At 61.2% G+C, this 12408-nt stretch carries 11 protein-coding genes; 6 read left to right on the top strand and 5 right to left on the bottom strand.

The genetic code is table 11. The features are described from left to right. Nucleotides 1-39: 39 nt before the first annotated feature. Together GKO01_RS00890 and GKO01_RS00885 are read left to right on the top strand one after the other, a co-directional pair. Nucleotides 40-1431 (top strand): leucyl aminopeptidase family protein, encoded by a 1392-nt coding sequence (locus GKO01_RS00890; protein ID WP_099285249.1) that lies wholly within the window; start codon nucleotides 40-42, stop codon nucleotides 1429-1431. A gap of 299 nt (nucleotides 1432-1730) precedes the next feature. Further along, complete coding sequence (locus tag GKO01_RS00885; RefSeq protein WP_099285247.1) at nucleotides 1731-2132, top strand: MarR family transcriptional regulator; 402 nt, start codon at nucleotides 1731-1733, stop codon at nucleotides 2130-2132. 12 nt (nucleotides 2133-2144) lie between these two features. Here GKO01_RS00885 and GKO01_RS00880 read toward each other — a convergent pair whose 3' ends face one another. Next, entirely contained in the window at nucleotides 2145-3128 is a 984-nt protein-coding gene (locus tag GKO01_RS00880; RefSeq protein ID WP_099285245.1) for a glycosyltransferase family 4 protein, read from the bottom strand. Nucleotides 3129-3215: 87 nt separating this feature from the next. Between GKO01_RS00880 and GKO01_RS00875 the strand changes: the two genes are divergently transcribed. Genes GKO01_RS00875 through GKO01_RS00865 form a run of 3 tightly spaced genes read left to right on the top strand, consistent with a single transcriptional unit; the run spans nucleotide 3216 to nucleotide 6753 of the window. Continuing rightward, nucleotides 3216-5192 carry a polysaccharide biosynthesis protein gene (locus tag GKO01_RS00875; RefSeq protein WP_099285243.1) on the top strand — a complete coding sequence of 659 codons (1977 nt, stop codon included), beginning with the start codon at nucleotides 3216-3218 and terminating at the stop codon, nucleotides 5190-5192. After that, entirely contained in the window at nucleotides 5189-6331 is a 1143-nt protein-coding gene (locus GKO01_RS00870; protein WP_099285241.1) for a DegT/DnrJ/EryC1/StrS family aminotransferase, read from the top strand. Before GKO01_RS00875 ends, GKO01_RS00870 begins: the two co-directional genes overlap by 4 nt. Continuing rightward, nucleotides 6328-6753, top strand: a complete 426-nt coding sequence (locus tag GKO01_RS00865; protein WP_099285240.1) for a hypothetical protein — start codon at nucleotides 6328-6330, stop codon at nucleotides 6751-6753. Before GKO01_RS00870 ends, GKO01_RS00865 begins: the two co-directional genes overlap by 4 nt. Nucleotides 6754-6843: 90 nt before the next feature. Here the strand turns inward: GKO01_RS00865 and GKO01_RS00860 are convergent, their stop codons facing one another. After that, nucleotides 6844-7989, bottom strand: coding sequence for an AI-2E family transporter (locus tag GKO01_RS00860; RefSeq protein WP_099285238.1), 1146 nt, complete (start codon nucleotides 7987-7989; stop codon nucleotides 6844-6846). Nucleotides 7990-8064: 75 nt separating this feature from the next. Continuing rightward, nucleotides 8065-9972, bottom strand: coding sequence for an ABC-F family ATP-binding cassette domain-containing protein (locus GKO01_RS00855; RefSeq protein WP_099285236.1), 1908 nt, complete (start codon nucleotides 9970-9972; stop codon nucleotides 8065-8067). 143 nt (nucleotides 9973-10115) lie between these two features. Here GKO01_RS00855 and ndk point away from each other — a divergent pair, with 143 nt between their 5' ends. Then, on the top strand, nucleotides 10116-10538 hold the full coding sequence (gene ndk, locus GKO01_RS00850) for a nucleoside-diphosphate kinase (protein WP_062030848.1): 423 nt from the start codon (nucleotides 10116-10118) through the stop codon (nucleotides 10536-10538). 84 nt (nucleotides 10539-10622) lie between these two features. Here ndk and purN read toward each other — a convergent pair whose 3' ends face one another. Both purN and purM read right to left on the bottom strand, forming a co-directional pair. Then, complete coding sequence (gene purN / locus GKO01_RS00845; protein ID WP_099285234.1) at nucleotides 10623-11267, bottom strand: phosphoribosylglycinamide formyltransferase; 645 nt, start codon at nucleotides 11265-11267, stop codon at nucleotides 10623-10625. Continuing rightward, the gene (gene purM / locus GKO01_RS00840; RefSeq protein WP_099285232.1) at nucleotides 11264-12349 is read right to left on the bottom strand and encodes a phosphoribosylformylglycinamidine cyclo-ligase; all 1086 of its coding nucleotides are present in this window, start codon (nucleotides 12347-12349) and stop codon (nucleotides 11264-11266) included. Before purM ends, purN begins: the two co-directional genes overlap by 4 nt. Nucleotides 12350-12408 lie beyond the last annotated feature (59 nt).

Genomic DNA, 12408 nt, shown 5'->3' with positions numbered 1-12408 from the left:
CTTTCTCGGGTGAGGCAGGTCTTTGAGGAAGAAAATCACATGAATTCGCATCCCCAGCTTCCCTTCGTGACCTCTGCCGAAGCGCCTTCGGCGCGTCTGGTTCATCTGGTGGCCTGTGAGGAGAGTGCTGCGATCACGACTCTTCTCGGGGAGCATGCTCCGTTTCTGCAGGCACAGGGATTTTCGGCGAAAGACGGCGCGTTCACACTGCTGCCGGGTGAGGCCGGAGTCGGGGCAGCAATCCTGTGTGTGGCCTCCGCGCGGTCGAAGGATCCAGACGCTTTCGGCGTTCTGGGTACGGCGTTGCCGGAGGGTGACTGGACGGTCGTGCTGCACGGACTGGAAGCCGGAGCGCTGGAGAGTGCGCTGCTCGGGTTCTGTATGGGGGCGTATCGGTTCGGTCTGGGGGAGGTGAAGTCGCGCGCGACGCGGATGGTCGTTCCCGACGATGCGACGCGGCTTGTGGCGCTGTCGAAGGCTGTGTGCTTCGGGCGGGATCTGATCAACATGCCGGCAAATCTTCTGGGGCCGCGCGAACTTTCGGAAATGGCGGGCAAGGCACTGGTGCACCGGGGGGCGAGCGTCAGTCTTGTTGAGGGTGACGATCTGCGCAGTGCGTATCCGTGTCTGGCGGAAGTGGGCGAGGGGTCCGAACGCAAGCCGGTCGTGGTCGTGGCGCGCTGGAAAGCACGTGAGGGGGCGCCGAAGGTTTCGCTGGTCGGCAAGGGGGTATGCTTCGATACGGGCGGCTACGACCTCAAAGGAGCCGCAGGGATGCTGCGGATGAAGAAGGACATGGGCGGGGCAGCTCTGATGCTTGCGGTGACCTGCGCGGCGATCGATCTGGGTCTGGATGTGGATCTGGAACTGCGTCTGGGTTGCGTGGAGAACAGCGTGTCCGGTCATGCCATGCGACCGGGGGATGTCCTGAAGACGCGCAGCGGCAAAATGGTCGAGATTGGTAACACGGATGCAGAGGGGCGGCTGGTGTTGTGTGATCTCATAACGGAAGCGTCTGAAAACCGTCCGGATGTCATTCTCGATGCTGCAACCCTGACGGGTGCTGCGCGTGTGGCACTCGGTCCGGATGTGCCGGCGCTGTTCAGTAATGACGATGAACTGGCCTCACTTATTCTCGAATCGGGAAAAGCGACGGCCGATGTAATGTGGAGAATGCCGCTCTGGCATGGTTATGATGCATGGCTCGATAGTAAAGTCGCCGACTTCGGAAACGTGACGTCAAAACCCATGGCCGGGGCGATTACTGCGGCGCTTTATCTCCAGAAATTCGTTCCAGATGGCCAAATATGGGCACATATCGACACTTATGCATGGAATGACAGAGGACGCCCTGGCCGTCCTGAGGGCGGAGAAGTACTTGGTCTTCGGGCAATTCTGGAAACATTGTCACGAATTCATAACAATTCCTGAGCTGTTATGAAGCGTTTCACTCGGGAAACAGTGGGGCGGTGTGAAGAAGGCCTGAAAGATTAGGGTGTCAAACGCGTTTCAATGAGGCATATGCCCCTCATCGTTTCGATGCAGAGTCATCGTCTACTGGAATGTTTTGGAACCCATATGCTTGCGTATGCGTTTCGAATCACCATCTGAGTGCAACTGAAGCCTCTCCGGGAAAGGGGAGGTAAAGACAATTTCATGTTGGCTCTCGTGCTGCCGGTCTCTGTTATGGGATCGGACAACAGGGGGTCTAACTGTTTAGGAGAGAGATCATGCCCCAGGCTACCAATGATCAGATGCTCAACCTTCTGTGCGACACCATCGTTTCCATGGTCCGTCGTGACGGCCCCGATCTTTCGGCACGCCAGCTTGCCGTGTTCCTGACCTGCTATCTGCGGGACGGCGCCCACACGGTTCGTGGTCTGGCCCTTGAGCTCAAGGTCTCCAAGCCCGCCATCACCCGTGCGCTTGACCGTCTGGGTGAACTGGATCTGGCCCGCCGCAAGATCGATCCGCTGGACCGTCGTTCGGTTCTCGTACAGCGCACGCTGAAGGGTTCCACCTTCCTGCGCGAAATGCGCGCCGTTATGACGGAAGCTTCTGGCACCCGTTCGACCCGCACGGAACGCGCTTCGGCTTCCGTCGAGCGTCTGAGCAGCCGCCGCGCCGGCTGAACGATCTGCTGATTACCAGCGATCCTGCACGCGGGCTTTGGCTCGCGTGCAGACATATCCTGTCCATAAAATCTGTGGCAGGGCGATCATCAGAACTGTCGTGATGATCTGACCTATGGCGAACGCCACAGCGCCCCAGAGGGCAAATCCCCAGTATAAAAAAGTGACGAGCGGCACCGGCAGCCCTGAACGGACGGCCAGTTGGTAGAGATGGCCACGATGAGCCTGTGCGAGTCTGTCTCCGGCGCGGGCGCGACGCAGCAGTGTGAAGGTCACGTCCCACAACACGCCCGAAAGCAACGCGATTACGAGGATGCCGCCTCCTGTGCCAAATCCTGTCATGCCACCCCATGCGATGGCGAGCCCGATGGGCTGGCTGCCAACGTCGCCCATGAAAATCCGAGCTTTTGGAAAATTATAGGGAAGGAAACTCAGCAGGCAGATGGTGAGCAGCATAAAGGCCACGGGCATGATGCCTGCGCTCGCCAGGAAGATGGCGGCGATGGCCATGACGCCAGAGGCGAGACCGTTGATCCCGTCGATGAAATTCAGGGCGTTCGTGATGAAGACCGTGGCGAGGATGAGCGGGACCAGTTCCCACGCCGGGGTGTTTGTGCCGTAAGTTGCCCCGAAGGCTGCGGCGATGGCAGCGACGAACTGGGCCGCGAGTTTGTAGCGGGCCGGAAAAGGGCGCATGTCATCGAGCCATGACACCGCGCCCAGCAGGATCATGCCCCCCAGTAATCCTGCGACAGGCGGGATGATCTGCGCCGGGGCATGGGCTGCGCGCAGGGCCGGGATCAGGCACAGAACGAAGGCTCCCACGATGCCGATGCCGCCCCCTTTCGGGGTTGGTCGTGTATGCGAACTCCGCTCTACGGGATGATCCAGAACACCGGCCCGGATCATGAGCAGGATCAGGATATTGCACAGGACGACTGCGGCCACGCAGGGGAACGTGAGACCGATGTTAATATTCTGAAAAGAAAAGGGCATGGAACGACTTTATGGGAGAGCGGCTTTTGGCGCTATAAGGGGCAGGTGACATCTGTTGATCCTACAGGCCCTGCCGCTCCGGCCTCAATGCCCCCTTCGGCGCCGTCTTTCAGGCCGCCTGCCGCCTCGCATACGTCGATGCGCGCGCGGCGCATTGCGCTCAATGTCGCGCTGGACGGAGTCGTCTCGGCGGCGGCGGCTCCTGTTGCGCGCTGGCTGGCAGATCCGGCGGGAGGATGGCTGCATCCGCTGTGGTTTATTGCGGGTGGGGGCATTACGCTTCTGGTGGGTGGGCTGCCGTTCCGCGTTCCGCAGCAATACTGGCGGTTCTCGGGTGTGGCGGACCTGTTCAATATTGCCTGCGCCTCGGTTCTGAGCGCGCTGCTGTTTGCGGGGCTGTTGCGCGTGGCGGGGTATCCGCTGCCGACGCCGACCTTCCCGATCATTCACGCGCTTGTTCTGCTGGTGTTTCTTGGCTCTGTTCGCATGATGTGGCGGCTGGCGGCGCGCCGTAAGAGCACAGTGCTGGCCAGTCAGAGGATTCTGCTGCTGGGTGCAGATCACGAAGCGGATCTGTTCATTCGGGCGATGGAGCGGGATAGCGAGAATAGTCGCAGCGTAGTGGGGATTTTGACCGGTGGTTCGCAGCAGGCCGGACGGCGTATTCATGACTGCCCCATTCTGGGAACGATCAGCGAAACGCCCGTCATTCTGGAGAGGCTTTTCGCCGCTGGAAAACTGCCGGATGCGCTGGTTCTGACAACTGGCGAAATCAAGGGTCGGGAACTGGCCCGGCTTCTTGAGGCAGCACGGGTTTATGACATTGACGTTCAGCGCACACCGTCACTGACTGCTTTGCAGCCGGCGGATCGCGTAGAGCTTCGACCTATTGCGATTGAGGATTTGTTAAACCGTCCCCCCGTTGCACTCGATTCGCAGGGTATGGCACGGCTGATTCGTGGTCGGGTTATTGCTGTCACCGGGGCGGGGGGGAGCATTGGCTCCGAACTCGCGCGGCAAATTGCGTCGTTCCAGCCTGCCGAGCTTCTGCTGATCGAGAGCAACGAATACGCCCTGTGGCAGATCAATCTGGATATTTCGGAGCGGTTCGGTGATGTGGCGCGCCATCAGATCGTCGCGGACGTGCGCGACCGACGGCGTATGGCGGAGGTTTTTGGGGAGTATCGACCGCAGATCGTGTTTCATGCGGCAGCTCTCAAGCATGTGCCTATTGTTGAAGACAATCCGGTCGAGGGGGTGCTGACGAATGTGATCGGTACGCGGATTGTCGCGGACGAAGCCGAGCGTGCCGGTGCGCAGGCGATGGTCATGATCTCCACGGACAAGGCGGTCAATCCGTCCAGTCTGATGGGCGCCAGCAAGCGCTGTGCGGAAGTTTACGGGCAGGCGCTCGATATGCGGGCGCGGGCCGGACAGGGCGGCATGCGCTGCGTGACCGTGCGGTTTGGCAATGTGCTGGGGTCCACGGGATCGGTCGTGCCGCTCTTTAAGCGGCAGCTTGAACATGGCGGACCGCTGACGGTCACGCATCCGGATATGACGCGCTATTTCATGACGGTGCCGGAGGCTGTGGGGCTTGTTTTGCAGGCGGCTGTGCGCGGAACGCATGAGCGTGCGGAACACGACGCGACGGACCGGCGCCTCAAGCAGGGCGGGATTTTCGTGCTCGATATGGGCGATCCGGTACGGATCATGGATCTGGCGTTCCAGATGATCCGGCTGGCCGGGCTGCGTCCCGAAACCGATATCGAAATCCGTTTCACTGGCCTGCGTCCGGGCGAAAAACTGTTTGAAGAACTGTTCCACGGTCGTGAGGCCCCGGTTCCGACCGATGCGCCCGGTCTGCGGATGGCCTCTCCGCGCACCGTCGATTTCAGGGTGGCAAGACTTGCGATGGATGAGCTGGAAATGGCCTGCCGTGCGAACGATCTGGGCGCGATCATGACGATCCTGTACAGGCTGGTCCCTGAATTTCTTCATAACCGTGACGGCGGACTGCCGGTTACGGTCTCCCATCCCGATCCGGAGATGATAGCGCCATGACACGGCAGATTGCTTTTCTCGACCTTCCCGCCCAGCAGGCGCGCCTCGGTGGCAGCATCCAGAAGCGCGTAGATGCTGTTATGGCACATTGCCGCTTCGTGCTTGGCCCGGAAGTGCAGGAACTGGAGCAGCGTCTGGCAGAGTTCGGCGGTGCGAAACATGCGATCGGCGTCTCATCCGGAACGGATGCGCTGCTGATGGTGCTGATGGGCGAGGAGATCGGGCCGGGAGATGCGGTTTTCCTGCCAGCCTTCACCTATACGGCGACGGCGGAAGTCGTTCTGCTGTTGGGTGGGACGCCGGTTTTCGTGGATGTCGATCCGCAGACCTTCCAGATCAGTCTTGAATCGCTAAAGGCGCGGCTTGAGGCAGTGCGTCAGGCCGAAGATCTGGAGCCTCGGGTCGTGATCGGTGTGGATCTGTTCGGCCAGCCCGCGCCCTGGGACGAACTGAAGCTCTGGACGGCGCAGGAAGGTCTGACGCTGGTGGCCGATTGTGCACAGTCTTTTGGGGCGACATATCATGGTCGTCGTCTGGGACATGAGGCGAAAGCGACCACATTGTCTTTCTTTCCGTCCAAGCCGCTGGGTGGGTATGGGGACGGCGGCGCGATCCTGACGGACGACGACGATCTGGCGGCGCTCTATCATTCTCTTCGCACACATGGCGAGGGCCGGACGCGTTATGAAGTTGAGCGGATCGGGATCAATGGGCGTCTGGATACGCTTCAGGCGGCTGTGCTTCTGGCAAAGCTCGATGTGTTTGACGCAGAACTGAAGCGCCGGGATGCAATTGCGACGGCCTATGATGCCGGGATGCCTGCAGGGATCGTACCGCCTGTACGCGTTTCGGATAGCGAGAGCGCGTGGGCGATCTATACGATCCTGCTGCCGGATGCGGAAAAGCGGGATTCGCTTCAGGCGTTTTTGAAGGATGCAGGCGTTCCAACCGCCGTTTACTATCCAAAACCGCTTCATCATCAGCCCGCCTATGCGCCGCATCATGACGGAGTCTGTCTGCCAGTCGCAGAAGGGCTTGGTGCGCGGGTGCTGGCGCTTCCCATCCATCCCGAACTGACGGACGAGGACGTCCATTACATCATTACAGCCCTCAATCGGTGGGCAGGAGAACAGGCGTGAGACGCGAGCAGAAACTTCTTCTGGTTTTCGGGGCGCTGGTCCTCATTCCCGTAGGCATCATCTGGTTTGTGGCATGGCCGCTGCTGCATGCGTGGAAATTTCCGCAGATGACTGCGGGGCAGATGAGTGTGCCGATCAGTCGCGATCTGTCAGCGGAAGAGGTTCAGAAGGTCAATCTGTGGCTTCAGTCGCACGAAACCGCTTGGGGGCCGTCAGGCGAGAAGACCGATCTTGCACCGAAAGTGGTTCTCGAAATGGCGACCGCACAGGGTGAGCCGGTTATTATTTCCATCTGGAAATACAAGAAGCAGGACGACATCGTTGGGATCCAGCTTGCGAAGAATGGCCCGTACCGGATGAACGCCTTTCCAGATGCGCAGCTCATGGCCTTGCAGCCTGCTGGAGCGCAGCCCGGAAAGTAAGGACTTTCTGAAGCGTATTTAGAGCACAAAAAAGACCGGCCTCCTTCGGGAGCGCCGGTCTTTTTTGCGCTGTCGCGGAAAGGACGAGGCTTATTTCTGCTGTTTCTCTTCTTCTTCCGTAACTTCGCCGACATCACGGCGGGTCTGGTTTTCGTCTTCCAGCGGGGCCGTGGCCTTGTCGCCCATCGCCAGAAGGGCCGCGGTGATGGGGGAGGCGAGGATCAGGCCGGGAGCACCAAGAATGGAGCCGAAAACCGTCTGCGACAGGATCGCCATGGCGGGCGGCATATGGACGGCGCGGCGCTGGATCAGCGGGGCAAGGACATTGCCCTCGAAGAACTGTATTACGCAGTAGAGAATGGCGACGAACAGGCCCTCATGCGTGCCGAGCGACAGCCCCAGCAGGACGGCAGGCACGGCACCGAGAATGGCGCCGATATAGGGTATGAAATTGCACAGACCTGCCACGACGCCGAGCGCCAGTGCAAGCGGCACGCCAATCAGCGACAGGCCGACGCCTGAGAGGATGCCGACCACGAGCATGTCCAGTGCCTGCCCGGCGGTCCAGGCCCAGAGCGTGGACCCGGCGGTCAGCATCAGTTCACGCGCGGCGGGACGGTGCTGCGTGGGAACGAGGCGGATCATTCCGTCAATATAAACGGCCGGGCTGAGGGCAAAATACAAACCGGCGATCAGAACGACCAGAAGCGTTCCTAGGATACCGAATACACTGCTGAGAAGCCCTGTGACCGAGCCTGCAAGTCCTGATCCCAGAGAGCCGAGGCCTCCGGTTCCGGGGGCGTTTCCGCCGAGGGACGAAGGCAGGTGGTCGAGGACCATCTGGCCGATCGTGGAGCCGGAAAGATGGGAGCGGAGTTCACCGGATTGAGTGATCAGTGCCTGTTTGAGGCGGATGAACTGGTCACTGATGGAAGGGCCGCTGCTCCAGCCAAGGCCGATCATGGCGACGAGAATTGCCACGGTCACGAGAGCGACCGCACCCTGATAGGGAATGACGGGAACGTGACGCCGGAGCATACGGGCCAGTCCGTGCAGGACGACGGCTACGAGGGCGGAGGCGAAGATCACGGCCAGAACATCGCCGATCAACCAGATGGCGAGCAGCATCAGGGTCAGGGCCAGCGTGATCCGCATCAGCCCGGCAATTTTGGACAGTTCCCGCGCACGGGGTTCCGTTTCGCTGCGTTCTGCCGGATCGGAAAAAGAGATGCGCATGGGGGTGTCAGTCCTGAGGCTCAGTCGTTGGCAACTGGCTTATGGGGCGGGGGAAGGAGGGTCAATGGGCCCGGCTCAGGCCGTTGCATCTTCCAGTTCGGCCTGCGCTTCGAGCCAGCTTTCCTCGACGGTTTCGAGCGTGGCGTTGAGCGCGGCAAGATGCACGTTCAGGGATGTCAGTTCCCCAGCATCACCGGACTGGTAGAGAGCAGGATCGGCCAGCCGGGCTTCGATCTTTTTCTTTTCCCCGGAAAGCTGTGCCATTTTTGCTTCGGCATCGCGAATTTTCCGCCGCAGCGGGGCGAGGGCACGGGTCTGTTCCTTGCGGTCGATGCGTTTCTGAGCAGACGCTGTGCCGCCATCTGCTGACGCCGTGGCGGCCTTGCTACGTTCCGCCATCTCGGCACGCGCTTTGCGGGCCCGTTCGAGAAGCCAGGCGCGGTATTCGGCCATGTCGCCGTCAAAAGGAGAGATCGTACCGTCTTCGACCAGCCAGAAACGGTCGGCGACGGATTCCACAAGATGGCTGTCATGGCTGATGAGGACGACCGCGCCTTCGAACGCTGACAGGGCGCGGATCAAAGCGTCACGGGCGTCCAGATCCAGATGGTTGGTCGGCTCATCGAGGATCAGCAGATGCGGGGCTTCGCGGGTGGACAGGGCGAGGAGCAGACGTGCCTTTTCACCCCCAGAGAGTTCGCCGACCTTTGTCTCTGCACGGTTTTCATCAAGGCCGAACCGGGCAAGTTGCGCGCGGACGGCGGCGGGAAGCGCGTCCGGCATGGCGCGGCTCATATGGTCGATAGGCGTGTCGGTCAGGACGAGTTCGTCGCTCTGATGCTGGGCGAAATAGCCGATTTTCAGCTTGGGCGAATGGCTGTAGGTGCCCGACATGGGCTCCAGCCGACCGGCGAGCAGCTTGGCGAAAGTGGATTTGCCGCGGCCGTTCTGACCAAGCAGGGCGATCCGGTCTTCCATATCCAGACGCTGGTTCAGTCCCTTGAGCACGACGCGCCCGTCATAGCCAAGGCTGACATTGTTCAGGCTCAGCATCGGGGGCGGCAAAGGCTGCGGTTCGGGGAAAGAGAAGCGGGTGGGGGTGTCTTCCACGACGCTCTCGATCTGGGGAAGGCGTTCGAGCGCTTTCAGACGGGCCTGCGCCTGCTTGGCTTTGGTGGCCTTGGCGCGGAAGCGGTCCACGAAGGATTGCATATGCGCGCGCTGGGCCGCGATGCGCTCGGCAGCGCGGTTCTGCTGAAGCGCCTGTTCCGTGCGGATGCGGACGAAATTGTCGTAGCCACCGGGGGTAACGCTGATTTTCTGGTGATCGAGATGGGCGATAGCATCGACGGTGTTGTCGAGCAGGGAGCGGTCATGGCTGACGATGATCGCGGCACCCGAGAATTTCGCGAGCCAGGATTCCAGCCAGAGCGTGGCTTCGATATCGAGATGGTTCGTTGGTTCGTCGAGCAGCAGCAGGTCGGGGTTCAGAAACAGGGCAGTCGCGAGCGAAACGCGCATCCGCCAGCCGCCCGAGAAATCCGAAACCGCCCGATTCTGCGCGTCCTGATCGAAACCAAGGCCGGACAGGATGGCACCTGCGCGGGCGGGGGCGGTGTAGGCATCGATGGCAATGAGGCGTTCATGGACGTCGGCGATACGGACAGGATCGGTCGCGGTTTCGGCTTCCGAGAGCAGGCGTGTGCGTTCGAGGTCGCCTTCGAGGACTGTATCAAGAATGGACGTGCTGCCGGAGGGTGTTTCCTGTTTGACGCGGCCCATTGTGGCGCGGGCGGCGAGCGTGATGGCGCCGCCGTCCGGCGCGAAATCACCAGCAATTGCCGCCAGAAGGGTGGATTTTCCGGCACCGTTCCTGCCGATCAGGCCGATCTTGCGTCCCGGGTCCACACTGAGGGACGCGTTGTCCAGCAGGGAGCGGCCCGCGATGCGGAGGGTCAGGTCGGTGATGGTGAGCAGGCTCACGGGCGCCTCGATCAGTCAGAAGAAAAGAAACAGGTCGGTTAAAATACTGCGACAGACCTATCAGGAACGATGAATTTGCTCTAGTGGAACGGCGGTATTGACCCGCTGGTCCAGCGAGGACCGGTCCTAACAGGAGAAGAAAGATGGCTCTCGAGCGCACGCTTTCCATCATCAAGCCCGACGCGACCAAGCGTAACCTGACCGGCAAGATCAATGCCGTGTTTGAAGACGCCGGCCTGCGTATCGTCGCCCAGAAGCGCATCCACCTGACCGAGAAGCAGGCTGGCGCTTTCTATGCGGTTCACAAGGAGCGTCCGTTCTACGGCAGCCTCGTGTCCTCCATGATTGCCGAGCCGGTTGTCGTGCAGGTTCTGCAGGGTGAAGGCGCTGTCGCCAAGAACCGCGAAGTCATGGGCGCGACGAACCCGGCCGATGCTGCTGAAGGCACCGTCCGCAAGCTGTTCGCCGAGAGCATCGAAGCCAACTCCGTGCACGGTTCCGACAGCCTTGAGAACGCGAAGAACGAGATCTCCTTCTTCTTCGCCGAGACGGAAATTCTGCCGTAATTTTTACGACAGGTAATCTGTTCTCAACAAAAAAGGCGCGGACTTCGGTCCGCGCCTTTTTTGTTTGGAGGCGCTGGACGTCTTTTACTTCGCAAAAACGTCGCAGATCATCTCGAGCACGTCCGGGTAGAGGAGGTGTTCCTGTTCCAGCACGCGGGCGGCAAGGGTTTCCGGCGTATCGGTTTCAAGGACGGGAACGCTGGCCTGTCCGAGGATAGGGCCTTCATCCACACCGGAAGTCACGAGGTGGACGGTACAGCCATGTTCTTTTGCGCCAGCCTTGAGGGCGGCTTCATGGGTGTGCAGGCCGGGGAAGGCGGGCAGGAGGCTCGGGTGGATGTTGAGCATCCTGTCTTCCCACGCCTTGACCAGCCATGGTGTCAGGACACGCATATAGCCCGCGAGGACGACCAGCATGGCGCCGGAGGCCTGAAGGGCTGCATCGACTTCCCGTTCATGGGCTTCGCGGTCCGTACCGAACGGCTTGTGGTCGATGACGAGGGTTTTCAGGCCCGCGTTTTCGGCGACCTGAAGGCCCGGGGCGTCCGGTCGGTTGCTGAGGACCAGCACGATTTCGGCGGGATAGTCCAGTCGGGCGCAGGCTTCGATCAGCGCGCGCATATTGCTGCCGCGACCGCTGATAAGGATCGCGACAGGCACCTTCTGGATTTTTTTAGGCGCGTTTTTAGGCGGGGCTTTGGCTCTGTTTCTGACAGGCGGCTTCTTCATGCGAAGGAAACCGGTGCGGTCAGGGTGTAGGCGTCGTCGGAGCGGACGATCTGGCCCATGAGGAAACCGGTTTCGCCGCGCGCATCCAGTTCCGCCATGACCTTTTCCGGCTCGGATGTGACAAGCACCATGCCGATGCCGCAGTTGAAGACGCGGAGCATTTCGTCAGCCGCCACATTGCCGGTTTTGGCCAGCCAGCGGAAAACGGACGGAACGACCCATGCGGAGCCGTCCACGCGGACGCCAAGACCTTCAGGCAGGACGCGCGGTAGGTTGCCCGGCAGGCCGCCGCCTGTGATGTGGGCGCAGCCGTTCAGCAGGCCCTTGGCGTGCAGGTCCAGAACCGTGCGGACATAGAGCTTCGTGGGCGTCAGCAGGGCTTCGGCCAGCGTGTGACCTTCGGCGAAGGGAGCGGGATCGTTCCAGCCGAGGCCGGAGCGGCGCACGACTTCGCGGACCAGCGAGAAGCCGTTGGAATGAACGCCGGAGGAGGGCAGGCCGATCAGAGTGTCGCCTTCGGCAATGTTGGCGGGAAGCAGGTTGTTGCGCTCGGCAGCACCCACGCTGAAGCCTGCGAGATCGTAATGGCCGGGGGCGTACATGCCGGGCATTTCAGCCGTTTCGCCGCCGACGAGAGCGCAGCCGGACTCGGCGCAACCCTTGGCAATGCCCTTGACGACCGTAGCCGCGGCCTCGACAGAGAGCTTTCCGGTGGCGAGATAGTCCAGGAAGAACAGCGGGGTGGCGCCTTGTACGACGAGGTCGTTGACGCACATGGCGACGAGGTCGATCCCGACGTCATCATGCTTGCCGGCCTCGATGGCGACCATCAGCTTTGTGCCGACGCCATCGGTGCAGCTGACGAGGACGGGATCGGTGAAGCCTGCGGCTTTCAGATCGAAGAGCGCGCCGAAGCCGCCGAGGCCGCCCATTGTGCCGGGACGGTTCGTGGCTTTGGCTGCGGGCTTGATCGCGTCGACCAGTGCATCGCCTGCGGCAATATCCACGCCGGCCTGTGCGTAGCTTGCGCCGCCAGTCGTGCTGTGGCTCGAGCCGGGGGCGATATCAGGCTGATCGGTCATGGTCGAAAGGTTCCCGCTGGTTGACGTGACGCCGTTCTAGAGCATCCTGCGCGCTGGCG

The sequence above is a fragment of the Gluconobacter kondonii genome (genome assembly GCF_002723995.1).
Lineage (GTDB): Bacteria > Pseudomonadota > Alphaproteobacteria > Acetobacterales > Acetobacteraceae > Gluconobacter > Gluconobacter kondonii.
The sequence above is the reverse complement of the archived record's forward strand: the minus strand, read 5'-3'. Positions and strand labels throughout refer to the sequence as shown.